This window comes from Kitasatospora sp. NPDC127035, from assembly GCF_042726075.1.
In the GTDB taxonomy this organism is placed as follows: Bacteria; Actinomycetota; Actinomycetes; order Streptomycetales; family Streptomycetaceae; genus Kitasatospora.
The window spans coordinates 180,652-204,503 of the sequence record NZ_JBHXDN010000002.1; the positions used below are offsets into that span (position 1 = coordinate 180,652).

The 23,852-nt window shown below is 72.8% G+C and carries 15 protein-coding genes; 5 read left to right on the top strand and 10 right to left on the bottom strand.

Annotated elements, in window-relative coordinates:
• The first annotated feature begins 400 nt into the window (after positions 1-400).
• On the top strand, positions 401-1,588 hold the full coding sequence (locus ACFWIC_RS01800; protein WP_329884113.1) for an ROK family protein: 1,188 nt from the start codon (positions 401-403) through the stop codon (positions 1,586-1,588).
• A gap of 68 nt (positions 1,589-1,656) precedes the next feature.
• On the opposite strand, the gene ACFWIC_RS01805 is transcribed toward ACFWIC_RS01800, so the two are convergent.
• The 4 genes from ACFWIC_RS01805 to ACFWIC_RS01820 form a co-directional block, all read right to left on the bottom strand.
• Positions 1,657-1,782 carry a hypothetical protein gene (locus tag ACFWIC_RS01805; protein WP_329952892.1) on the bottom strand — a complete coding sequence of 42 codons (126 nt, stop codon included), beginning with the start codon at positions 1,780-1,782 and terminating at the stop codon, positions 1,657-1,659.
• A gap of 43 nt (positions 1,783-1,825) precedes the next feature.
• Entirely contained in the window at positions 1,826-2,122 is a 297-nt protein-coding gene (locus ACFWIC_RS01810; RefSeq protein ID WP_329952891.1) for a hypothetical protein, read from the bottom strand.
• Between the two features lie 103 nt (positions 2,123-2,225).
• Positions 2,226-9,767 carry an RHS repeat-associated core domain-containing protein gene (locus ACFWIC_RS01815; RefSeq protein WP_380514917.1) on the bottom strand — a complete coding sequence of 2,514 codons (7,542 nt, stop codon included), beginning with the start codon at positions 9,765-9,767 and terminating at the stop codon, positions 2,226-2,228.
• A gap of 300 nt (positions 9,768-10,067) precedes the next feature.
• The gene (locus tag ACFWIC_RS01820; RefSeq protein WP_329884152.1) at positions 10,068-10,841 is read right to left on the bottom strand and encodes a GntR family transcriptional regulator; all 774 of its coding nucleotides are present in this window, start codon (positions 10,839-10,841) and stop codon (positions 10,068-10,070) included.
• Between the two features lie 282 nt (positions 10,842-11,123).
• Here ACFWIC_RS01820 and ACFWIC_RS01825 point away from each other — a divergent pair, with 282 nt between their 5' ends.
• Positions 11,124-11,918, top strand: coding sequence for an exodeoxyribonuclease III (locus ACFWIC_RS01825; protein WP_380357144.1), 795 nt, complete (start codon positions 11,124-11,126; stop codon positions 11,916-11,918).
• 432 nt (positions 11,919-12,350) lie between these two features.
• On the opposite strand, the gene ACFWIC_RS01830 is transcribed toward ACFWIC_RS01825, so the two are convergent.
• Together ACFWIC_RS01830 and ACFWIC_RS01835 are read right to left on the bottom strand one after the other, a co-directional pair.
• Positions 12,351-12,530, bottom strand: a complete 180-nt coding sequence (locus tag ACFWIC_RS01830) for a hypothetical protein (protein ID WP_380514920.1) — start codon at positions 12,528-12,530, stop codon at positions 12,351-12,353.
• 149 nt (positions 12,531-12,679) lie between these two features.
• Positions 12,680-13,030: a hypothetical protein gene (locus ACFWIC_RS01835; RefSeq protein ID WP_329884123.1), complete on the bottom strand. Its 351-nt coding sequence runs from the start codon at positions 13,028-13,030 to the stop codon at positions 12,680-12,682.
• Positions 13,031-13,192: 162 nt separating this feature from the next.
• Here ACFWIC_RS01835 and ACFWIC_RS01840 point away from each other — a divergent pair, with 162 nt between their 5' ends.
• Positions 13,193-14,191: a helix-turn-helix domain-containing protein gene (locus ACFWIC_RS01840; protein WP_380515011.1), complete on the top strand. Its 999-nt coding sequence runs from the start codon at positions 13,193-13,195 to the stop codon at positions 14,189-14,191.
• A gap of 167 nt (positions 14,192-14,358) precedes the next feature.
• Here ACFWIC_RS01840 and ACFWIC_RS01845 read toward each other — a convergent pair whose 3' ends face one another.
• The 3 genes from ACFWIC_RS01845 to ACFWIC_RS01855 all read right to left on the bottom strand — a co-directional run bounded on the left by ACFWIC_RS01845 (position 14,359) and on the right by ACFWIC_RS01855 (position 18,524).
• Positions 14,359-15,699 (bottom strand): FG-GAP repeat domain-containing protein, encoded by a 1,341-nt coding sequence (locus ACFWIC_RS01845; RefSeq protein ID WP_380514924.1) that lies wholly within the window; start codon positions 15,697-15,699, stop codon positions 14,359-14,361.
• Between the two features lie 57 nt (positions 15,700-15,756).
• Positions 15,757-17,067 carry an FG-GAP-like repeat-containing protein gene (locus ACFWIC_RS01850; RefSeq protein WP_380514927.1) on the bottom strand — a complete coding sequence of 437 codons (1,311 nt, stop codon included), beginning with the start codon at positions 17,065-17,067 and terminating at the stop codon, positions 15,757-15,759.
• A gap of 113 nt (positions 17,068-17,180) precedes the next feature.
• Positions 17,181-18,524 (bottom strand): FG-GAP repeat domain-containing protein, encoded by a 1,344-nt coding sequence (locus ACFWIC_RS01855; RefSeq protein WP_380514930.1) that lies wholly within the window; start codon positions 18,522-18,524, stop codon positions 17,181-17,183.
• Between the two features lie 860 nt (positions 18,525-19,384).
• Between ACFWIC_RS01855 and ACFWIC_RS01860 the strand changes: the two genes are divergently transcribed.
• Complete coding sequence (locus ACFWIC_RS01860; protein WP_380514933.1) at positions 19,385-21,112, top strand: DUF4157 domain-containing protein; 1,728 nt, start codon at positions 19,385-19,387, stop codon at positions 21,110-21,112.
• Between the two features lie 322 nt (positions 21,113-21,434).
• Here ACFWIC_RS01860 and ACFWIC_RS01865 read toward each other — a convergent pair whose 3' ends face one another.
• Positions 21,435-22,799 carry a hydrolytic protein gene (locus tag ACFWIC_RS01865; protein ID WP_380514936.1) on the bottom strand — a complete coding sequence of 455 codons (1,365 nt, stop codon included), beginning with the start codon at positions 22,797-22,799 and terminating at the stop codon, positions 21,435-21,437.
• A 149-nt stretch (positions 22,800-22,948) separates the two neighbouring features.
• Here ACFWIC_RS01865 and ACFWIC_RS01870 point away from each other — a divergent pair, with 149 nt between their 5' ends.
• Positions 22,949-23,746, top strand: a complete 798-nt coding sequence (locus tag ACFWIC_RS01870) for a LuxR C-terminal-related transcriptional regulator (protein ID WP_380514939.1) — start codon at positions 22,949-22,951, stop codon at positions 23,744-23,746.
• The last annotated feature ends 106 nt before the right edge of the window (positions 23,747-23,852 follow it).

The following is a 23,852-nucleotide window of genomic DNA, read 5'->3' on the forward strand; positions in this document are numbered from 1 at the left end:
GTTATAGCGCCCCCGGGGGGCGCGCCCGGCGCGGGGGGGGGCGGGGGGGGCCCCCCCGGCGGGGGGGGGCGGGCCCACCCGGGCCGCGCGCCGCCACCGACGCGGTGCCGGCCGGCACGCGACCGGCCGCGTGCCCCGAGAGGTGCCCGGCGCAACCCGGATCACGCACCGCCACCCGATGCGTACCATTTCGATACCGAAGCCTGGGTGAGCTGCGAAGATGCTCGCTCCCCGGGGCCGGGCACGGGTAGCATCCGGCACATGCCATCCGGCCCGGTGCAGGCGGCTCAGCGCTGCCCTGCCGGCCTGCCGGGCGGCGGACTCGCGCGGGCCGGTCGGTGGTGCCCGCGTACTCGGTACGCGCGCCAGGGCAGTCGCGCGAACGGCGAAGGGCAGCGTCTTGGCGGATCGACTCACCGGTGGCGACTCCTCACTACTGCGGCGGATCAACGCCGCGGTGACCCTCCGGGCGCTACGCGCCGGCCACGCTGTGACCCTCACTCAGCTGGTCGGCGACACCGGACTCTCCCGGCCGACGGTCGAGGGCGTGATCGAGGGACTGGTGGAGACCGGCCTGGTCGCCGAGGTCGAGCAGCCGCAGAACGGCAGCCAGCCCGGCGGCGGCAGGCGCGGGCGGCCCGCCCGCTGGTTCAGGTTCCGCGCCGAGGCCGGGCACATCCTCGGCATCGAGATCGGCGTCCACGACATCCGGATCATCCTCGCCGACCTCACCGGCGAGGTGGTCGGCAGCCACTTCCGGCCGGTCGAGGAGACCCTCGACGCGGAGGAGCGGCTCACCGCCGTGCGGTCGGTGGTCGCCGAGGTGCTGCGCAAGGCCGGTGTCTCCCGGGACAACCTGTGGGCGGTCGGTGTCGGCACCCCCGGCATCGTCGACCGCGACGGCACCGTACAGCTCGGCACCGCCATGCCCGGCTGGACCGGCCTCGACCTCGGCGCCCGCCTCCGGCGCTCGTTCCGCTGCCCGGTCCTCATCGAGAACGACGCCAACCTCGCCGCCATCGCCGAGCACTGGCAGGGCGCCGCGGTCGGCGCCGACGACATGGTCTTCGTGATGGCCGGCCTCAGCCCCGGCGCCGGCTCCCTCATCAACGGCCGGCTGCACCGCGGCTTCGGAGGCGCGGCCGGCGAGATCGGCGCCCTGCACCTGCTGGGCCAGGAGGTCACTCCCGAGCGCCTCCTCTCCACCACCGGCAAGCCGCTCAACCCGCTCGACGAGGCGGCCGTCGCCCGGGTCCTCAAGCTCGCCCGCGAGGGCGACGAGGTCGCGCAGGTCGCCATGGACCGGTTCCTCACCCGGCTCGTCCAGAGCGTCGCCGCCCTCGTCCTCGCCATCGACCCCCAGCTGGTGGTGGTCGGGGGCTGGGCGGCCGGCCTCGACGGCGTCCTCGACCCGCTGCGCCAGCGCCTCGCCCAGTTCACGCTGCGCGCGCCCGAGGTCGCCCTCGCCGCCCTCGGCTCCGAGGTCGTCGCCATGGGCGCCCTCCGGGTGGCCCTCGACCAGGTCGAGGAACAGCTCTTCGCCGTCAACCCGCCGGCCACGGACCCGGCGGCCCCCGCCCGCGTGTGAACGGCGACGGCGTCGGCGGGGTGAGTCCCGCCGACGCCGATCCGTTCGCACCTCGGGGGTTCCCGGATTCAGACCTCCAGCCGCCGCTGCGCCTCGTCGAGCGCCCGGCGGACGAACGCCACGGGTAGCGGGCCCGCCTCGGGCGGAACACTCACGACGGTCTCCGCCCAGGTGCCGTGCTCCGGGCTGATCATCGCGAGCTCCGAACCCCGCTCGTCGAGCCGCCGGTCACGGAACTCAGTTCTCGGGCACCTGGGACAGGGCGACCGAGACGGTCCGCGCCACCACCTGGATGTACATCGGCCCCACGAGGGACAGCCACGCCGTCTCCCCGGGACCCGCCGGGGAGCGGGGGCCGAGCGGTGGCAGCCCCTCGGGCCACTCCGGCTGGTCCGAGGGGATGTGGGTCAGGGTGATCTCGTCGACGAAGGCGCCGGCGAGGTCGAGGAAGTTCCCGGCCGAGACGTACACGATGCCCGTCATCGACACGATGGCGTCGGGGCGTTCGGGGCCGTACCGGAGGAAGACGTCCACGCCGCCTCCCTCCCGTGAGCTGTCGACGAGGAACCTTTCGATGAAGTGCCCGTCCAGGGAACGGAGGATCTCCGAGACCCTCCCGCAATAGACCGCAAAGTCACTACTCGCAGGCAATGTTCTCTCCGTGATCGTGCAGCTGGGTCTTGTCCCCGTTCTGATCCCAGCGCTGCGGACGGTTCTTCATGCGGGGCCCGCGGTCGACGACCGTTGTCCGCGTCACCCGCCCGTCGCTCAGCCGAATGGTCAGCTTACTTCCGTTGCTGCCGTCGTAGGTGACGTATCCGCCAGGCGAGGTCGAGCGGTAGGTGAACCCGCCGGCGACCGCGAGGACGTCGGCCTCGGCCAGGGTCTTCCCGGAGAGATCGGGGAGGCGGGCGACATCGGGCAGATCGTCCTTGTCACCCGGTTCCCCCTCCGGGTACCCGTCGCAGGACGGGGCGTCGACCGTCGGCGGCTTCTTGCCGCCCCTGCCCGCGTCGTCGGTGCGCGGCGTCCCGTCGAGGGCGCCGAGCGGGAGACGGCCGGCGGCCTGGGAGTCGGCGCAGGCGTCGAGGGTCCCTCCGGTGCCGCAGCCCGCGCCGGGATCGGCGGGGTTGTCGATGTGCGGGTCGGGGCTGCCGCTGTCGAGCGGGGTGGGGAGCTGGACGGGGTCGGAGAAGTCGATCAGCAGCCGGCTGAGCGTCTCCCAGAGGTGCCGGATGCTGACCTGCGGCCCGCTCTTGGTCCAGGAGCCGTCGGAGTAGTGGGAGGTGATGAAGGTGGTGTCGGTGATCCAGGTGTCGGTGCGGGTGTAGAGGTAGGTGTCGTCCCACCAGTGGCTGACCTCGGTGCGGACGTCCTGGGTGACGGCCCGGGTGGTGCCGGTGAGGTACGGGGGCGGGGGCGGTGTGGGCCGGGGCTTGGGCGGCTGCGTTCCGGTGCCTGTGCCGGTGCCCTTGGCCGTGCCGGTGCCCTTACCCGTTCCGGTGCCCTTGCCGGTACCGGTGCCGGTGACCCCGACCGCCTTCGGCACGCCGCTGGTGCCCGGGTCGGTCGCGGCCTGCGGGCTCGCGCCGGTGCCGTTGGAGACCGGGGTCAGGCTGCCGTCGGCGTTGACCAGCTCGTAGATGAGGTAGCCGGCGACGGCCACCACGACGATGGTGCCGACGACGAGCGCGACAACGCAGCCGACGCTGCAGAGGGCGGCAGCGCCGGCCGCCTCGGCGACCGTGGCCCCGGCGGCGATGATCTCGCCGCCCGCGACGGCGACCGTCTCGGCGGCGACGGCGCCCGCGCTGAGCGCCGTCTCCACGACGGCCGCTCCCGCGCCGGCGAGGGCCCGGAGGCCGGACGTGATCGCGCCCGCACTGATGTTGAACCCGCCGATGCTGAAGTGGCCGCTCGGGTCCCAGTTGCCGACCGGGTCGGCGTTGCCGTACGCGTAGCGGTTGGTGGCGGCGGCGGAGCCGAGACCGGGCACGCGGTCGTCGGCGGAGGTGAAGGTACCGGTGCCCGGGTCGTACCAGCGGGCCTGGGCGTGGACCCGGCCGGTGGCGGGATCCGTCCAACCGCCCTGGTACCCGAGGTCGGGTGCGCTGCCGGTCGTGGCGGTGCGCTTGCCGAAGGCGCTGTAGGAGCGGCCGGCCGCGAGCGCGCCGCTGCCGGTGTCGGTGGTGCCGAGGACGTCGTGGTGGGCGTTGGTGAGCAGGGTGCGGGCGGCGCCGCCGCCCGCGGGGGCGGCCGCGAGCGGGGTGCCGTCGAGGGTCCGGGCATAGGCGTAACTGCCGTCGGAGTCGGGCTCCTTGGCGAGGCCGGGGTAGGTGAACGCGGCGGCAGCGGCGCCACCGGCGGTCGCGGCCGTGAGCCGGTCGAGGGCGTCGTAGGCGTAGGAGCGGCCGTCGACGCCGGTCAGCCGGCCGAGCGCGTCGTAGCGGTTGGTGGAGGAGCCGGTGACGGCGCCGGACGCGTTCTTCGTCGTGGCGGTGGCGAGGGTGCCGCGCGGGGTGAACGTGTAGGCGGTGGTGGAGCCGTCGGGCGCGGTGGTGCCGGTCAGGCGGTTGCGCGGGTCGTAGGCGGCCGTGGTGGTCCCGGTGGTGGTGTGCTGCGCGGGCGTGCCGGTCCAGTCGACGACGGAGGTGCGGTTGCCGACGGCGTCCCAGGTGTAGTCGGTGCCGGTGGCGGCGGTGGTGTTGTGCGTCCGGGTGAGGCGGCCCGCCGGGTCGTAGCCGTACTGCTCGCCGTGCGGGTCGGCGGTGCCGGTGGAACCGCTGGTGAGCATGCGGCCCGACGGGTCCCAGCTGTAGGTGAGCTGGGTGGAGACGTGGCCGGTCGGGTCGGTGACGGTGTCGGTGGTGATCCGGCCGAGCCCGTCGTGGCCGAGGGTGCGGGTGGGGCCGGGGGTCTGGCCCGAGCGGCGCTGTTCGGTGGTGACCTGGCCGGCCAGGTCGTGGGTCAGGGTGCGGGTGAGGCCGGAGAGGCTGTCGGTGACGGTGCCGAGGTCGTCGTTGCCGCTCCACGTGTAGGTGACGCGGGCGCCGCCGGGGGCGGTCTCGGTGAGCGGACGGGCCGCGGTGTCGTAGGTGTAGGCGCTGGTGCCGAGCGGGCCCTGGCTGCCCTTCAGCAGCCCGCGGTCGTCCCAGGCGAACGTCTGGGTGCCGCCGGGCGCGGAGGCGGAGGTGATGCGGCCGGCGAGGTCGTAGCCGAACGCGCGGGAGGCGTCGGCGTCGCCGCCGGTGCCGTTCTCGGCGACCGTCCGGCCGAGTCCGTCGTACGTGAACGCCCTGCGGACGCCGCCGGGTTCGGTGACGGTGACGGGCTGTCCGGCCGCGTCGTAGGCGCTGGTCGTGGTCCGGTCCGCGGCGGACTGGTCGGCGGGCACGGCCGGCAGGGACTGCGCCTCGGCCAGGCCGAGGGTGTTGTACCGCTGGTGGGTCGCGTTGCCGTTGGCGTCGGTGATCCGGGTGAGCCGGCCGAGCAGGTCGTGGCCGAGGCCGGTGACCGGGGCGGACGCGGCGTCGCCGGGGCGGACCTGCGGGTCCGTGAAGGAGGTGGCCTGGTTGCGGGCGTCGTACGCGGTGCGCCAGACCTGGCCGCCGGGGTCGGTGAGGGTGACGACGTTCCCGGCCGCGTCGTAGCCGTAGCCGGTCCGGGTGAGCACGGTGCCCGCCTGGTCGGCGGACGACGTGGCGGTGGCCCGGCCGGCCAGGTCGTACGTGGTGGTGGAGGTGCGGCCGAGCGGGTCGGTGACGGTCGAGACGCGGCCCGCCAGGTCGTAGGCGTAGCGGGTGGTGCCGCGGCCCGCCGGGGTGCTGGAGGTCAGCTCGCCGAGCTTGTCGTAGGTGTAGCCGGTGGAGGTGTCGCCGAGGGTCTCGGAGAGCACGTCGCCGAAGTCGTCGTAGGTGTAGGTGGTGGTGTACCGGTCCGGGGTGGCGGTGCCGTTGCGGACCACCGAGGTGGCGGAGAGCCGTCGGTCCATGCCGTCGTAGACGGCGAGGGACTGGGCGCCGGACGGGTCGATGACCGACAGGACGTTGCCGTTGTCGTCACGGGCGACGACGGTGACGCCCGGAGTGGCTCCCGGGGCGGCCGGCGGGAGGGTGGTGCGGACGAGCCGGTCCCGCAGGTCGTAGGTGAAGGTGGTGGTGCGGCCGAGCGCGTCGGTGGCCGAGGTGGTGTTGCCGTCCGCGTCGTACGTCCACTTCCGCACCGGGTTCAGCGCGGTGCCGGCGCCCGGCGGGGTGTAGGCCGGCAGCCTGGCCTCGGTCCGGTGGCCCTGCTTGTCGTAGAGGTAGCGGGTGACCAGGCCGATGGCGTCCCGGACGTCGGTCAGTTCGCCGAAGGTGTTGTAGCCGCGGGTGCCGGTGGCCTGCTGGGCGGCGGGGGCGGCGCCGGGGGTGCCGTCCTCGACCGGGGTCGCGGGGGTGCTCGTGGCGGAGAGCCGGCCGAGCAGGTCGTAGCCGTGCGTGGTGGTGTACGCCGGGTCGGCCTGGCCGGGGGCGCCGGGCTGCGGCATGCCGCGCGGGTCGGTGGTGGCGAGGACCCGGCCCTGGGTGTCCCGGCGGAAGCCGGTCACCAGGGCGGTGCCGGCGTCGGGCCGGACGAGCGTGCGGACGAGCTGGCCGGTGGTCTGGTCCCAGACGTTCTCGCGGGTCTCGGTGCGGGTGCCGTCGCTGATCGTGGTCGCGGTGACCAGCCCGGCCGTGTCGTAGGCGCTGGTGGCTGTCCGGCCGAGGCCGCCCGGGTCGGCGGTGGTGGTGGTGAGGCGGTTGGCGGCGTCGTAGGCGTAGGTCGTGGTGCGGGCGGTCGGACCGCTGCCTCGGACGTCCTTGACGACGTTGCCGGCCTTGTCGTACGTGAAGGTGTGGAGGGTGATCTCGCGGGTGCTCGTGCCCGCCTGGTTCACCAGGGAGTAGGTCTCGGTGAGCACCAGGTCGTCGGCCGTGTAGGTGTACGTGACCAGGTGCTGCATGGCGTCGGTGGCTGCGGCGAGACGGCCGCCGGCGTCGTAGGCGAAGGTCTGCAGCCGGACGCTGCGGGGCGGCGAGTTGGCGGCGGGGTCGTCGACGAAGTTCTTCAGGTCGACGGCGGTGAGTCGGCCGTTGGTGTCGTAGCCGTAGACGTAGTGCGCGCCGTTCGGGCTCCAGGTGTCGGTGACGTTGCCGAGCTGGTCGTACGTCACGCGCTTGGTGGTGACGCCGTCCTGGGTGACGGTGGTGAGCCGGTCCTGCGCGTCGTAGCCGTAGGTGGTGGTGCGCGGCGCGTCGCCGCCCTGGGCCTGCGCGGTGAGGTCGGTGACGGTGCGGCTCGCCAGGTTGTTGTCCGGGTCGTAGGCGTAGGTCGTGCGGGCCTGGTGGGTGACGCCGGTGACCGGGTTCGTCACGGCGGCGCCGGTCTCGGTGGCCAGGCGGCCGGCCTTGTCGTAGGTGTAGGCGGTGGCCACGCCGTCGGGGTGGGCGGCGTCGGCGACGGTGCGCCGGACCACCCGGCCGAGGTCGTCGAAGAAGGTGTTGAGGATCTGCCCGGCGGGGGTGGTGACCTGGGACTGGTCGCCGCGGTGGGTGTAGCCGTAGGTGGTGGCCCGGCCCGCCGGGTCGGTCACCGAGACGGGGACGTTGCAGGTCGAACCGTTGTACTGCGGGGTGGAGTTGACGTTGGGCGGGCTGAGCACCTCCTGGCAGGCCCAGGTGGTGGTGGTCACCCCGCCGGCCGGTCCGGTCTCGGTGCGCCGGCTGCCGGCCGTGTTGTAGGTCAGGGTGGTGGTGTGGCCGTTGGCGTCGGTGACCTCCAGCGGCACGCCGTTGCGCGGGTCACCGGCCCAGTCGCCGTTGCCGTAGTAGGTGGTCCGCTCGGTCAGCGGCTCCAGCGCGGTCCGGTACCGGGTGGTGGTGGTCAGCTGGTTGGTGCCGAAGTTCCAGCCGTACCGGACGACGTTGCCGTTCTCGTCGACGGCGGACGTGAGGTGCCCGAAGGCGTCGTACCCGAACATCCGGGTCCGGCCGGGTGGCGGCGTCGGCGTGCCGTACCAGCGGTAGGCCAACTGGCCTTCCTGGTTGTACTGGTAGTAGGTGTGGATGCCACGCGGGTCGGTGCGGTGGACGACCAGGTTGGGGGTCGGACCGCTGGTGTCGGTGGTGCGGTCGTACGTCCAGCCGTTGTCCACGCCGGTGGCGGCGTTGTCGGCCCTGCCCACGTGCTGGACCAGGTTGCCGTCGTAGGCGACCGTGGTGACGTTCTCCGCGCGGGCCTTCTGGACCTTGACCAGCCGGTTGGGGCCGCCGGACCGGGACGTCTCGTAGGTGTACGCGGTGCAGTTGCCGCCCGGGTCGCAGACCTTGGTCAGGTAGTCGCCGGTGTAGGTGTAGTACCAGGTGACGGCGCCGGTCTCGAAGTGCCGGGAGCTGGTGGAGACCGAGGTGACGTGGCCCCGGTTGTCCCAGTTGAGGAAGAGCCGGCGGTCGGACGACGCCAGGTTGAGCTGCGAGGTAGAGAGCTGCGAGCCCACGTAGTCGCGGTCCAGCCGCAGGTTTCCGGCCCCCTGCTGGCGGGTGATCTGGCGGACCCTGTCCCCCAGGTAGTAGTCCATGCCGCTCATCCGCAGGTGGCCGGCGTCCACCCACTCGCCGAACCCGCTGCCGCCGAACTCCGGGACGAGGGCGCCCCCGGGGTTCCGGCCGAAGTTGACCTTCCGGCCGTCCTCCAGGGCGAGGGTGGAGATGCCGTTCCCCGCGTCGGTGAGGCCCATGTCCCAGATCGACGTCCAGCCGATCCCGAACGAGCCGTTGGTGGAGCCGGCGCTGTTGTACGTCCGCTTGACCTGGAGTCCGATGCCCGGCTGCGGGAGGTCGAAGTCGGTTTCCTGGCGGGTGTAGTTGCCGAGGTAGAGGTTGACGCCGGTGTCGTCCAGGGCGCCCGGGTCGAGGCCCAGGTGGGCGGCGTCGTTCGGCGGCGGGACGACCACCGCGAACATGCTCATCTCGCTGAACGGCGAGGTGTAGCCGGCGTCCTGGACGCGGACCCGCCAGTAGTAGGCGGTGTTCCAGCGCAGCGCGTCGGCCGGCGGCGTGAAGCTCGCGATCGTCCCGAAGGCGCCGGGGTGTGCGGCGACGTTGACCATGCCGGAGCCCCAGCAGCCGCCCACCGCCGGGTCGCCGGTCGGGCAGATCTGGAACTCGGCCGAGGTCTGCGTCGTGCCGTCGTCACCGACGAAGGCGGAGACCGTCGGGGTGCGGGTGGAGACGGTCGCACCGACCGCGGGCCAGCCGTCGCTCGCGGTGGGCGCGTAGTGCGGCACGGTCAGCGCGGCGGCCTGGGAGGCCGGCACTCCGTGGGACGAGAAGAAGCCGGCGCCGTTGGTCCGGTCCGCCATGTCGTAGACCAGTAGGAAGTTCCCGGCCCCGAGGAAGGGGATGACGGCGCTGAGCGTGACGGACTGGCCCGGGGCGACGTCGAACGGCAGGGCGGTGAACGAGGCGGTGTAGTTCACCAGGGTCTGGTCGGACCGGTACAGGTGCAGGCCGAGGTGCTGGCCGGCGGGGGTCCAGGTGAAGTTCGAGGTGTTGGCGACGGTGAGCTGCAGGTACCCGATGGCGTCGTAGCGGGGGGCCAGTTGGAGCTGACCGACCTGGTAGGTGGCTCCGTAGGACTGGGCGGTGGTCTGCGCCGGCGCCTGCGGGGCCGCCTCCGCCTTCGGCGCGGCCAGTTGCTCCAGGGTCAGCGGGGCCGGGCCGGCGGGCGAGCGGCGCCGCTTGCCGGTGTCGTCCACCTCGGGCTGCGGGATGCGGTACTCGGGCAGCGCCTGCCGGGCCGCCAGCTCGTCGAGCTTCCTGCGGTGCTCCTCGGCGTCCGGCGCCGCGGCCGGCCCGGGGGCGGGCTTGCGGGGCGCGTCGGCCGCCTTGATCTCGGCGGCGATCCGGGCGCGCTCCTGCCCGAGCGGGCTGTCGTCGGCGGCCGGCACCTGCGTCGGCGGCGGCTCGGGGGTGCGCGGATCCGCGCTCACCCGGCCGGGCGGCAGCGGTGCGGAGACCACCGCGCGGTCCTTGGGCGCGGCCCAGGCGGCGGCCGGCGGGATGCCGAGACCGACGGCGACCAGCGCCAGGATGAGCAGTTGTGCGACACGACGCGCGGCCGGGCCGTCGCCGATCTTTCCGTACCAGTGCGAGTTCACGGCCCCACCCCAGGATCGCCGGACGCTTGGGTTGCCCGGAACGCTCGGGTCTCACGGAGCGCTCGGGTTGCACAGAGATCGTTCGGAACCTACCGATCCTTGTGCCACAAGCCCAGGGGCGCCCCCGAACGGTTCCCTCCCGTTCAGGAACCCGTGACAACTCCGCGACCGGCGGGGCGGGGGTCGGCGCGGCGGCCGGGCCGGGGCGGACCGCGGTGGTCGCCGCGGCACAAAACCGGCCCGGGCCAGGACGCCTGTGGGAGCGTCCGGGCCCGGGCCTGAGGGTTTTCCGGGAATGGTTCAGGAAGCGGCGGCACCGACCGGGGTCGCGCCGACCGGGGTGACCTCGACGAGTCCGGTCTCGCCGAAGGTGAGCTTGCAGGTGTCGGCCCGGTAGGTGGAGACCGCGAGGGCGACCAGGCGGCCGGCCGCCGCGTACTGGGTGGTCATCACCAGGACCGGGGAGCCGGGCGGGCGCTCCAGCAGCGCGGCCTCGCCGGCCTCGGCGACACCCAGCTCGACCGAGCGGGACTCGCCGTCGACCTCCAGCCGCTCCAGCTGGCGCAGCACCGAGCGGGCACGGTCGCTCTCGGCCCGGAAGCCGGGCAGGTGCGGCAGCGCGGCGGCGGGCACGTGCAGCGACTCGCTCGCCACGGTCTGCCCCTGGACGAGGCGGACCCGGCGGACGGTGTGGACGGTGGCGCCCTCCGGGACACCGAGCGCCACGGCCAGCCGGCCGGCGGCCGGGGCGGTGGTGCAGTCGACGGTGCGCCACGCCTGGCTGCGGGGGGCGCCGGGCCAGCCCTCCTCCTGCCGGTTGACAGGCACGCCGACCCGGGGGGCGGCTATCAGGGTGCCGATGCCGCGCCGGCGGACCAGGCGGCCCTCCAGCTCCAGCTGGTCGAGCGCCTGCCGCAGGGTGGCCCGGGCGACGCCGAAGCGGGCGGCGAGCTCGCGCTCGTTGGGGAGGATCTGACCGGTGGAGAACTCCGTGTCGATGGCGCGGAGCAGCACCGTGCGCAGGTGCCAGTACTTCGGTTCCGGTACGGCCGTGAGCTGCCCTGTCGTCCCCACCGCGTCCTCCACCCTGTTCTCTTCAGTCTGCGGAAAGAGGGCGGATCCGGCCCGCTGTCCGCTGTTGCGGCAGGTGGGAGAGCGGGCTTTTTCCGTCCTTCTTTATTAAAGGTCCTTGCAGTAAGTGACACTAGGGGCTGTGCCGGGAGATGGTCAAGACCAATGGCGGCGCTCGACGTGGTTGCCGCACAGTTTCATGGTGCGTTCACGACAGCTCCGCAAGCGGACGCGTCGGATGACACCCCCCGCCGGGCCTCTCGGTAGGCTGCTCGGGTGATCGTGGTGACGAGTGTGAACGTGAACGGAATCCGGGCTGCGGCCAAGAAGGGCTTCATCGAGTGGCTGGCCGCCACCGAGGCGGACGTGATCTGCCTGCAGGAGGTGCGCTCCGAGCCCGGGCAGCTGCCGGTCGAGCTGCGCGACCTGGACGGGTGGCACGCGGCCTGGGCCCCGGCCGCCACCAAGGGCCGGGCGGGCGTCGCGGTGCTCTCCCGCCGGGAGCCGAGCCGCACGGTGGTCGGCTTCGGCTCCGAGGAATTCGACAATTCGGGCAGATATCTCGAAATCGACCTCCCCGGCCTGACCGTGGCCAGCCTCTACCTCCCCTCCGGCGAAGTGGGTACCGAACGCCAGGAGGAGAAGGAACGCTTCATGGCGGAATTCCTCACCCACCTCGGCGCCCTCCGCACCCGGGCCGCCGCGGACGGCCGGGAGGTCGTGGTCTGCGGCGACTGGAACATCGCCCACCGCCCCGAGGACCTCAAGAACTGGAAGGCCAACCAGAAGTCCGCCGGATTCCTCCCCGAGGAGCGCGCCTGGCTCTCCCGCGTCTTCGACGAGGCCGGCTACGTGGACGTCGTCCGCCGCCTCCACCCCGACGGCACCGGCCCGTACACCTGGTGGTCCTACCGCGGCCGCGCCTTCGACAACGACACCGGCTGGAGGATCGACCTCCAGGTCGCCACCCCCGGTCTGGTCGCCAAGGCCACCGACGCCCGCGTCGAACGCGCCGACACCCACGCCGAACGCTGGTCCGACCACGCCCCGGTCACCGTGGCCTACGACCTCGAGTCCTGACCACCCGTTGACGGCCGCGACAGCGGTGTTCACCCACGGTGCACGCACGGCGACCCGGGAATCGGAGCACGGCATGAGCGGCCGTTCCCTGAATACTCCTCACCGGAGCCGATAGCCCTCAGCGCCGACGGGGAGTCGGTGGCCGAGGTCGTCCACCGCAGACCGGCCGACGCCCTCGGCCCCCGGCCGAGGATGCCGGTGAAGGCCGTGCCGTCCCGGCCGAAGTCGTCGCACGCGACGGCCCCGGGAGCCCGGCGTGGCGGGCGGTGCCGCCCGGGGCGGCCTCGGCGAGAGCCGGCGCCCGCACGGGCAGCGCCCTCGCCTGCGGGGCACGGAGCCCGACGGAAGGCAGGCTGCCCGGTCGGACCGCCGCATCACGGAGCGCGCGTGCGGCGGCAGGTTCCCGGTGCAGGGCCGCGGGCGGCCGGGCGGTCAGCCCCAGATCATGTTGTCCGCCGGGGTGGCGGTGGGCTGCGGGGTGGCGGTGGCGGTGACAGCGATCGGCGTGGCACCGTCGGTGCCGGAGGCCAGTGCCGGCGAGCAAGCCACCGCGGCGGCGGCGAGGGCGAGGGCGGAGACCGCGGCGGCCTTGGCGAGGGCGGTACGAAGCATGGCGGTGTCCTTCGGAAGAAAAGGGGCGGCGGCGGCGTGGATCCGGCTCACGTCCCGCGGTGACGCTTCGTCCGGCCCGCCGCCCGGAAGCGGTGCTCCCTGGCGGCAGTCACTAGCTTCGCCGCAGCTCAGGGCAGGTGGAAGGGCATTCAGGTGGACGGAATCGTCCCTGGACCGTTCCGGCCAGCGGGGCCGGGATCGGCCGGCAGCCGCTCGTGGAAGGCGGCGACCAGGGGCACCTGCCCACACTGCACCCGCCAGCCGGTGAGCCCCGGCGACACCGCCACCGCCCGCCGGCAGAACGCCTGGGCACGCTGCTCGGCGTCCTCCAGACGGTCGGCGAGCACGAACACCCCCAGCACGGGGTGCGGCACGGCACCGGCGTGGACGCTGACGTGCTCGATCCCCTCCTCGGCGGCGGCCAGCAGCAGCTCACGGGCGTCGTCGGGCAGCTCGGCGGGGCCTGCGGGGGCCTGCAGGGAGACATGAACCAGGTACATGGAACGAGGGTGCCGAATCGGGCAATTCCCATACAGGGGAAAAACCTGGACGGTTCGGGCCCCGGCCGGAACCGTCCAGCCTTCCCCCTGACCCGTCCATTCCAGGAGCACGCTGTGACATGATTCGCTGAACGCGTGTACGAAGAATCCCTGGGGGGACACGTGCTGACCGCACTGGGTTTGGACACCGCCGCCGAGGCCGTCTACCGCGTGATGCTCGCCCACCCCGACGACGGCGTCACCGCCATCGCGCACCGCCTCGGCCAGGACGAACACCACGTCAGGACCGCCCTCGACCGGCTCAGCGAACTCGCCCTGCTGCGCCCCTCCGCCGAACGCCACGGCCGACTGCGCGCCGTGTCCCCCGACATCGGCATGGAAATCCTGATGGCCCGCCAGCAGGCCGAACTCGCCGCCCAGCAGATGCGCGTCGAAGCCTCCCGCGCCGCCGCCGCCGAACTCATCGCCGAGTACGCGCAACTGCGCCCCGCCGCCGGCAACCCCGGGGTCGAGCAACTGGTGGGGCTCGACCAGATCCGCGACCGCCTCGCCACCCTGACCCGTGAGGTGCGCGAGGAGGTGATGACCTTCGCCCCGGACGGGGGCCAGCAGCCGGAGAACATCGAGGCTGCCAAGCCCCTGGACGCGGCTCTGCTGGACCGTGGGATCCGGATGCGCACCGTCTACCTGGACAGCGTGCGCAACAGCCCGCACACGGTGGAGTACGTGAACTGGCTCGCCGAACGCGGCGGCCGGGTACGCACCGCGCCCTCGCTGCCGACCCGGATGATCCTGGTCGACCGCGCCACCGCCGTCATCCCCGTGCGTGGTGACGACACCGCCGCCGGCGCCGTGGTCCTGACCGGCCACGGCACCCTCGTCGCCCTGTGTGCGCTGTTCGAGAACGTCTGGGCCGGCGCCCAGCCGCTCGGCGAGCAGGCCAGCCGCGACGAGCGCGGGCTCAACGCCCAGGAAGCGGCCTGCGTCCGCCTCCTCGCCGAAGGACACACCGACGACGCCATCGCCAAGCGTCTGGGCGTCTCCCCCCGCACCGCACGCCGCGTCGCCACCGACCTCATGGAACGCCTCGGCGCCCGCAGCCGTTTCGAAGCCGGCGTCCGCGCCGTCCAGAGCGGCTGGCTCCCCACCCGCCGCACCTGACCGATCACCCGCCACCGCCCGCCCCTCACCCGACGTACAACCGAGGGCGGCTGGACCTTCCTCGTGCTCCTCCCCTGCGGGCCGAAGCGGCGCGTCCCCGACGCGGGAACCCGCCGGGACCGGGGCCCGGCGGGTTCGCGCAGTTTCGGCGGGTGCCTCATCAGGATCTACCAGTCGGTGCCGATGGTGCTGCGGTTGCCGAAGGTGTTCTGGCCGGTGCCCGGGTAGAGGTACATGTCGCCGGTGGACCCCTGAGGCGCCTGGACGGCGGCGACGTCCGACCTGCCGTCGGCGTTGAAGTCACCGCCGACCAGGTCACGCATGATGTTCCAGCCCGTGCCGGCGCTGACCGGGGCGGCGAACCAACCGGTTCCGGTGCCCGGGAAGACGTACAGCCTCCCGTCGCCCTTGCCGACCGCCGCGATGTCCGCCCTCCCGTCGGCGTTGAAGTCACCACCGGTGAAGCGGTCCAGGTCGTTCCAGCCGTTGCCGGCGTTGATCGGAGCCGCGAAGTACCCGGTGCCGGTACCCGGATAGACGTACAGGTTCCCGTCAGCCTTGCCGACCGCCGCGATGTCCGCCCTCCCGTCGGCGTTGAAGTCACCGCCGACAAAGTGGTCCAGACTGTTCCAGCCCGTGCCCGCCGACCAGGACGCGCCGAACGCGCCGCTGCCGGTGCCCGGGTAGACGTACAGCTTCCCGTCGCCCTTGCCGACGGCGGCGATGTCCGCCTTCCCGTCACCGTTGAAGTCACCCGGCGTCATATTGGCCAGCGAGTCCCAGCTGGTACCGATCAGGCTCCGCTCACCGAAGGTACCGACACCGGTGCCCGGGTACAGGAACATCTTCCCCGTCGCCGCGTCCACCGCGGCCAGGTCGGTCCGCCCGTCACCGTTGTAGTCGGCCGGCGCGAAGCCCGTCATCCCCACCGGAGTGGCCGGCGGAGGGGTGCTGTTGTCCTCGACGACCTTGTTGTACCGCAGGGCCACGTAGCTGCTCGCCGGGTAGCTCGATATGTTTCCGCTGTAGACGTTCCCACTCCCATAGGTCATGTCGGTCCGCGAGTTCGACTGGTGGAGGTAGGTGAAGTCCCCGGTCGCCTGGTTGTTCCACCGCACGAAGAGCACGACATGGTCGCTGATGTTGTCCAGCGCGTCGCCGGGGCGCAGGTCGCTCTTGTTGATGCGCGCGGTCAGCGACCGGCTGTCGAGGGTCTGGGTGGTCGCCGAGCCGAGGCCGGTGGCCGACAGGTGCCAGGCCATCGCGATGAACCCCGAGCAGTCGGTGCGGTACGAGTGTCCGTCGCCGTCCCCGTACGTCGCACCCTGGTTGTACTGGACGTCCTGGGCGTCCCAGTACTGGGCGCGCGACAGGATTTCGGACCGGTTGACGGGGCCTCCGAGGGAGGAGCCGGCCTGGGCGGGCGGTGCGCTCAGGCCGGCGGCGGCCATGGCGGCGAGCAACGGGGCGAGCACTGACGGGCGGCGGAAGACGCTGGTCCTGGGCATGGCTGACTACCTCGATCTGCTGAAGGGTGGGTGTCGGAGACTGGTGCGGGGAGCCGGCTACCAGTCGGTGCCGATGGTGCTGCGATTGCCGAAGGTGTTCTGGCCGGTGCCCGGGTAGAGGTACATGTCGCCGGTGGACCCCTGAGGCGCCTGGACGGCGGCGACGTCCGACCTGCCGTCGGCGTTGAAGTCACCGCCGACCAGGTCACGCATGATGTTCCAGCCCGTGCCGGCGCTGACCGGGGCCGCGAACCAACCGGTTCCGGTACCCGGGAAGACGTACAGCCTCCCGTCGCCCTTGCCGACCGCCGCGATGTCCGCCCTCCCGTCGGCGTTGAAGTCACCACCGGTGAAGCGGTCCAGGTCGTTCCAACCGTTGCCGGCGTTGATCGGAGCCGCGAAGTACCCGGTCCCGGTACCCGGATACACGTACAGGTTCCCGTCAGCCTTGCCGACCGCCGCGATGTCCGCCCTCCCGTCGGCGTTGAAGTCACCGCCGACGAAGTGGTCCAGACTGTTCCAGCCGTTGCCGGCCGACCACGGGGTACCGAACGCTCCGGTGCCGGTGCCCGGGTAGACGTACAGCTTCCCGTCCCCCGCGCCGACCGCAGCCAGGTCGGACTTCCCGTCACCGTTGAAGTCACCCGGCGTCACGTTGCCGACCGAGTCCCACCCGGTGCCGATCAGACCCGGCCGACCGAAGGTGCCGACGCCCGTGCCCGGGTACAGGAGCATCGTCCCCGTGGCGGCCTCCATCGCGGCCAGGTCCGTCCGCCCGTCACCGTTGAAGTCGGCCGAGGCGAAGCTCGTCATGCCGACGTCCTCGGCGGGGGGCTGCGGTGTGGTCGGGCAGTTACGGCTCCTGAGCGTCGTGCCGTCGACGAACGCGGATCCGTTGAGCACGGACTGGGTCACCGTGCCGTTGAGCCTCTGCTCGTAGTGCAGATGCGGCCCCGTCGAGTTTCCGGTGCTGCCGACCGAACCGATCTTGTCACCGGCCTCCACCTGTGCGCCCTGGCCGACGTTGAAGCCGGCCAGGTGCGCGTACAGGGTCTGCCAACCGCCGCCGTGGTCGATGACGATGCGGTTGCCGTAGTTGCCGGCGCTGGAGACCAGGCTGACCGTGCCGCTCGCGCTCGCCACCACGGCCTGGTTGACCGTGGTGCCGGGGCCGCCACGCGTCCAGTCGATGGACAGCGGCGGATTGTGGTTGCTGCGTACGCTTCCGGTCCAGCTCTGGTCGCAGACGAAGGGAAGCTGAAAGCCTGGCGTGGCGGCGTGGGCCGGCTGCGGGGAGACACCGACGGCGGCGGCACTCGCCACGGCGATCGCGGAGACGGCGCGGCGCAGGCGGATGGCGGCGGGCATGAGGAAACTCCAGGTCCGAGGTCTTGGAAGCGGGGAGCTGTGCTGGGCGCGGGCCGGGCCCGGAACGGATCACGGGCCGGGCCGACGCCGTTGTCGGGACCGGGTCGGGCCGGCTACCAGCCGGTGCCGATGGTGCTGCGAGTGCCGAAGGTGTTCTGGCCGCTGCCGGGGTAGAGGTACATGGTGCCGGCGGCGCCTCGGGGGGCCTGGACGGCGGCGATGTCGGTCCTTCCGTCGGCGTTGAAGTCGCCGCCGACCAGGTCGCGGATGATGTTCCAACCGGTACCGGCGCTGACCGGGGCGGCGAACCAACCGGTTCCGGTGCCCGGGAAGACGTACAGGCTCCCGTCACCGATGCCGACCGCCGCGATGTCCGCCTTCCCGTCGGCGTTGAAGTCACCGCCGGTGAAACGGTCCAGGTTGTTCCAGCCGTTGCCGGCGTTGATCGGAGCCGCGAAGTACCCGGTCCCGGTACCCGGATACACGTACAGGTTCCCGTCACCCGTGCCGACCGCCGCGATGTCCGCCCTCCCGTCGGCGTTGAAGTCACCGGCGGAGAAGTTGTCCAGACTGTTCCAGCCGGTGCCGGCCGACCACGGGGTACCGAACGCGCCGGTACCGGTGCCCGGGTAGACGTACAGCTTCCCGTCCCCCGCGCCGACCGCAGCGATGTCCGCCTTCCCGTCACCGTTGAAGTCACCCGGCGTCACGTTGCCGACCGAGTCCCACCCGGTGCCGATCAGGCTCGGCTGAGCGAAGGTGCCGACCCCGGTGCCCGGGTACAGGAACATCTTCCCCGTGGCCGCCTCCACCGCGGCCAGGTCCGCCTTCCCGTCACCGTTGAAGTCGGCCGACGCAAAGCCCGTCATCCCCACCGGAGTTGCGGGGGCCTGGCCGATGGCGTCGACGATCCGCTGCGCGTCGGCCACCTGGTACTGGTAGCGGTCGGGATAGGCCGAGCGCTGGACGCCCTGGCAGACCTCGCCGATCGGCTTGGTCGTCCAGGAGTTGTTCGGATACGTCGAGAGCAGCGCGTTGATGAACTTGCGGGTGGTCGTCGCCGGATCGAGCCTCTGCGCGGTGCTGCCCCACGACGCCCGCTGCTGGAACAGACCGACGCTGTCGTGGTCCTCCATGTTCGGGTTGTTCCGCAGGGTGGATTCCACGATCGCCGTGGTGATCGCGATGACCTCGGCCTGCTGCGGCACGCCGATGGCCCGCACGGTGTTGACGATGGCCCGGGCACAGGACATCCGGTACGCGGTCATCGCGTTCCGCAGGGTGCCGGTGAGCTGCTGGTTCAGCTGGGCGGCGGCGGCGGTATCGGCGGAGGAGATCGTGCCGCAGGACACGTCGGGCAGGGCCGCGTACGCGGGGCTCGTCGCGGCGACGGTCCCGCCTGCCAGGACCGCGCTCACCGCGAGGAGTTGCAGGGCCTTGCGCAGAGTCTTCTTCATGGGAAAACGCTTCCTTCGTTCGCAAGCTTCGTTCGCTCGGTCGGATGTGCCGTCGCCGGGGAGTTGGGCCACGACAGGTTTCGAAGGTGCTGAGGGAATCGCCGTCGACCGTGCGCCGGGCAGGGCAAGGGCAGGCCCGACCGGACACGCGTGCGGTGCGGAGCGGAGAGTGGGAACGCCCCGGTTCGGTGACGTCCGGGTGGGGCCCGAAGCGGGCCGCTACTGCCGACCCGTGGCGTCGGTGCTCACCCGGGGCGGAAGCGGGGCGGTGACCGCGACGGCCTTCGTGCTGCGGGAGCGGATCACGGCGGGGCTCCTTCGGGACACACGCACGACACGGGTGTGGTCCGGATCCGGCGCGTCCCGCAGTGACGCTGTCCCGGCTCCTCTCGGCTGCTCGTCGCCGCCGTCGAGTAAGAGCCTGCCCGCCGGCCGGTGGCCGGACCAGGGGCCGGCGCTGGCCCGAACCGGCCTTGGCCGAGTCCGTCCACCGTGGTCGGCCGCGGACGCCGGCCGACGCCTCTCGCCGGGCGCATCCGGCTACCGGGCGGCCTCCGACCGATCGTCAGCGCTGGTCACCGCGAGGCAGATGTGGACGACGGCGCCGTACCCGTCGATCCGCCCCTCGCCAGCGAGGGCGCCGGGCAGTCGGGCGGCCCGGGATCGCCCGGGTCGGGCAGGGGGTGTGGCCCCGGGGGTGCACTTTCGGGGATGGGAGCGGCGGGTGCCGGCGGTGTAGGGAGAAGAGGCAAGGCAGCGGTAGGCGACCGGGAGGGCCAGTGCGCGCGAGGGCGGACGATCGCAGGGGGAGCGGCGGCGAGCGGGCCGGCGGAGGTGACCGCAAGGCCCGGGAGACGCGGGTGAGCGGGCCCGTGGCGGAGGCGATGTCCCCGGAGCAGGCTCGTGAGCTGCAGCGGAGCGTCGGCAACGCGGTCGTGGCCCGGATCGCGCGGGGCGGGCGGGGGGAACACGATTCGGACCCTGTCCAGCGGTCCGGTGTGCACGAGGTGCTGCGGGGGGCCGGGCGGCCGCTCCAAGGGCCGGTGCGCGAGGAGATGGAGGGGCGGCTAGGGGCGGACTTCTCCGATGTGCGGCTGCACACCGGCGCGGCCGCCCAGCGGTCCGCCGCCGAGATCGGTGCGCGGGCCTACACGTCCGGCAGGGACGTCGTCATCGGGCACGGGGGCGGCGACCGGCACACCCTCGCGCACGAGCTGACGCATGTGATCCAGCAGCGGAAGGGGGCCGTCGCCGGTACCGACCGGGGGGACGGGCTGCGGGTCAGCGATCCCGGTGACTCCTTCGAACGCGACGCCGAGGCCAACGCGCGACGCGTGATGGCGCGGCCGGCCGGTCGGCCGGATGCGGTCCGGCGGGCGGAGCCGGGCGGCGGCGGCGCAGGGGACGGCGGGCCCGCCGTGCAACGGAAGCTGGGGTTCGAGACGGAGATCGACATGCCCGTCGAGACGTCCGGCGGCGCGGCGTACGAGGGCGACACCGACCTGGCCCAGAGCACCGCGGGGGACTTCAAGCTGGTCTCCGACAAGCGGTCGTTGCGCAACGGGGCCGACTACTCGAACGTGGAGTTCGTGACCGGGGCCGTCCCGGTGGTCGGCACGGGGAGCGAGTCCGGGCCGGCGGCCCTCGATCGGCTGGTCGACGAGATCAGGACGGTGCGCGAGGCGTTCTACCGGGAGACCGAGAAGACCCCCTTGGCGGACCTGGGCCTGGAGCTGGAGATCCTGCCCGCAGGGCAGGACGCCCGGATCGCCCCGGATCTCGACTTCCCGAACTACGCCGGCGCCCAGGGCATGGGCGACGGGCTGTTCGTCCACTACTCGGTCGGTGTGCCACTGGCCGGGATGCCGATGTTCTTCGACCACCTCCGGGGTGCCGCTCCCCACGTCCAGGGGGCGCCGCTCCCCCGCGCCCGGTTCCGGCTCTCGCAGGCGAGGACGTTCGCCGGCCAGGTCGTGGCCCGGTACGAACAGGGCCGGGAGTCGGCGCGCAAGCGCAAGCGGCTGGAGACGGACGCCCTGGACGGCTACAGCCAGCTGTTCTTCACCCAGGTCGCGGCCATGGCCGACTACCTCGCGCAGGATCAGGACCAGGGCCAGATCAAGAACCTGACGGTCGTGCTGTCCCGGTCCCGGCTCACGGACGTCCGCGCGCTCCTCGACCCCGGGTTCCAGGACTTCCTGCGGGACGACAGCGAGGTGATCGTCGACCTGCTCGCACAGTTCCAGGAGGATCCCGGCGACGGCAGCGCGAACCTGGAGTTCCGCGACGAAGCCACCCGGGAGATCGACGGCCTCCCGGTGACCCTCCTCGAATTCGCCGAGTCGACGCTGAAGGGCGTCCCCCAGGTGCCCCAGCAGAGCGTGTTCGGCGGGATGAACCAGATCGACCCGCACGAGGAGGAGGGCGCCATGATGGTCCCCTTCGAGATCCGGACCATGGGCTCCCTGATGAAGACCTGGGACGAGCTCAAGGCCGAGCTGCGCGACCTGGCGGGCTGGGCGGAGGAGGCGTACCGGCACGACCGGACGCTGGCCGGCGACACGGCCCGCAGGCGCACCGGTTCGTGACGCGCACCGGCATCCGGCGAGGGCCGGCCCGTGACACGGGCCGGCCCTCGGTACTCCCCGACACGCCGGGGACGGCCGCTGCCCCTCCCGGCGCCCGAACGGTCGGACGGGCGCCGGGAGGGATCGGATTCAGCCGTATTTGAGTGACCGTCAGATTCACGTTCGAACGCCGGGCCGGAGCTTCCCAGGGCCGCCGAAATGAGAATGTACAGTCACGAGCAGGGTGCCTTCCCAGCCTCCGAACCGTCGGTTTTCGGCCGGAACGAGTGAGGCTCACCTTTTCTCACGGGACAACCTGACAGACCATGCGTGTGGCATCTGTTCACCTGAGGTCGCTCAACACGCCGCTCACGTTGAGGACCTCGTGGCACTCCTGGGCCTGCACGCCGGTGGCCGGAGTGCCCGGCTTCGCGCAGGTCACCTGGACCGTCACGGTCTGGTTCTCAGTGATCCTGATGGGGGTGACCCAGTGGTAGTCCTGGTTACGGAACGTCTCCAGCGCGATCGTCGTGATCTTGCGGTCGCCGAAACCGATCGTCACGACGCCCTCGTCGCCCTGGAAGTTGGCGACGACGATGTCCGTGATCCCGAACGTCTTGCCCACGGGCACGACGTAGGTGCCGACCTTGGTCTCCCCGGCGGCCGTCGTCAGGTCGATGGTGGCCGAACCCTGCTGTCCGCCGCCCGGTCCGGTCCCGGTGTCGCCGCCCGTTCCCGTTCCCGTTCCCGCTCCGGTACCGGTACCGCCCGCGCCCGCGCCGGGCAGGGCGCTCCCGGCCCCGGAGCCCGGCTGCCCGGGGCTCGCCACCGGGGTCCGGCCGCCGGCCGGCGCCTCGGTGGGGGTCGACTGCTGCTGGACCGCCTGGTCGGCGGCCTCCCTCGCGGTGCTGCGCACGGCGGGACGCACCAGCAGGAACCAGGCCAGCAGCAGCGCGAGGAGCGCCGTCAGGGCCGCCAGCAGCCAGGTCGGGAAGATCGGTATCTGGACGAACTCGGCCTCCGGCCGCGGTCGCTCCCGGTCGTCCTCGCCGGCGTCGTCGGCCCGGGCCCCGGCCTTCGCCTCGGTCTCCGCCACGGTGACGGTGAACGGCCAGGTGGCCGGCTTCCCGAACCACACGGGCTTCCCGGCGCGGACCCGCAGCGCCACCTCCACCGACTCACCCGGCTCCAGCTTCGGAGCCGCGGGGCGGACGTCGAACTTCAGGTCCTCGCCGGGCTGGGCCGGGGTGAATCCCACCTGGACGGGGCGGTTGCCCTCGTTGTGGACGGCGAGGCGGTAGCGTCCGCGCAGCCAGCCGCGGCGGCGCTTGGGAGCGCTCTCGGCCCGAAGCTGCCGGAATCCATCGACCCGCACGGTGGTCTCGGGGACCTTGACCGCCTCGGGGTGCTCGGTGGGCAGGACCCGCACGGCCAGGGGCACCTCGCCCGCCCGCACCCGCGGCGAACGCGGGGGCGCCAGGCGGATGGTCACCGTCTCCGAGGTGCCGGGGTAGAGGGAGACGCGGTCGGGCTCGACCGTCGTCCAGGCAGCGCAGTCACCGACGACTTCCAGGCGGTACGCCTCGACGATGTCGCCGTCGTTGCGAACGGTCAGGCTGGTGGTCGCGGTACCGCCCGGTGTCACCGTCACCGACGGGATGTCGAGGCCGGGCGCGCCGGGGCTGGGAGTGGCTGCTGGGGTCGTCACGCCGCGACGCTACGCCGCCGCCCCGCCCACCTCCACGGACGCGGGGGCAAGGCCCCGGGCAGCCGCGATGCCCCCGCGAACTCCGCCCAACTCCTGTGTCCAGGAGCTTTGTTGCCTTTGGACCCCGCAGTACTCCCCTCATACGCATCATGGAACAGGTACGCCTCATGCTCCACACCGACCTCATCGGCACCGTCCACCCGTCCGGCACCGGCACCACGCGGCCGACCGTCCCGCCCCAGGGCCGCGCCCCGGCCCACAGCCCGGCCCACAGCCCGGCCCACGCCCGGGCCGCGCACGACGCCGCGGCCGGCGAGCCCGGCGGACGGGTCACCGTGGCCGTGTACGCCTCGGACCCGGTCCTGTACGTCGGGATCGTCCAACAGCTGCGCCAGCGGCCCGAGGTAGAACTGGTCGACGACGCCGACGCGCACGAGGCGCGGGTCTCACTCGTCGCCGTGGACAGCGTGGACGACGAGACGGCCGCCCTGCTGTACCGGCTGCGCCACAACTCCGCCACCCGCACCGGACTCGTGGTCGGCACCTTCGAATCGGGTGACGCCTTGCAGCGCGCCATCGAGTGCGGAGTCACCGCGGTGCTGCGGCGCGCGGAGGCCGACCAGGACCGGCTGCTGCGGCTGGTCCTGGCGATGGCGAACGGTGAGGGCGTCCTACCCGGCGACCTGCTCGCGAAGCTCCTCGACCACGTCGGCAGCCTGCAGCGGTCGGCCCTCGACCCGCACGCCGCGTCCCTGTCCACGCTGACCCCGCGCGAGGCGGACATGCTGCGCCTGGTGTCGGAGGGCCTGGACACCGCGGAGATCGCGCGCAACACCTCGTACTCCGAACGGACCGTCAAGAACGTCCTGCACGAGGTCATCACCCGGCTCCAGTTGCGCAACCGCTCCCACGCCGTCGGCTACGCGCTGCGCAACGGGCTGATCTGACCGGATCGGCACCGGCTGCCCGAAAGCGCAGCCGGTGCTTCCCCCGAGCGCGGCCCCGGGGCCCTGCCGGTCCGCGGCCGCGGACCGGCAGGGTGGCACCGTCGGA

Coding starts and splice junctions, on each gene's coding strand:
- ACFWIC_RS01870 (WP_380514939.1), top strand. CDS start 22,949: ATGGAACAGGTACGCCTCATGCTCCACACCGACCTCATCGGCACCGTC.
- ACFWIC_RS01850 (WP_380514927.1), bottom strand. CDS start 17,067: ATGCCCGCCGCCATCCGCCTGCGCCGCGCCGTCTCCGCGATCGCCGTG.
- ACFWIC_RS01830 (WP_380514920.1), bottom strand. CDS start 12,530: ATGCTTCGTACCGCCCTCGCCAAGGCCGCCGCGGTCTCCGCCCTCGCC.
- ACFWIC_RS01835 (WP_329884123.1), bottom strand. CDS start 13,030: ATGTACCTGGTTCATGTCTCCCTGCAGGCCCCCGCAGGCCCCGCCGAG.
- ACFWIC_RS01845 (WP_380514924.1), bottom strand. CDS start 15,699: ATGCCCAGGACCAGCGTCTTCCGCCGCCCGTCAGTGCTCGCCCCGTTG.
- ACFWIC_RS01805 (WP_329952892.1), bottom strand. CDS start 1,782: ATGATCAGCCCGGAGCACGGCACCTGGGCGGAGACCGTCGTGAGTGTT.
- ACFWIC_RS01855 (WP_380514930.1), bottom strand. CDS start 18,524: ATGAAGAAGACTCTGCGCAAGGCCCTGCAACTCCTCGCGGTGAGCGCG.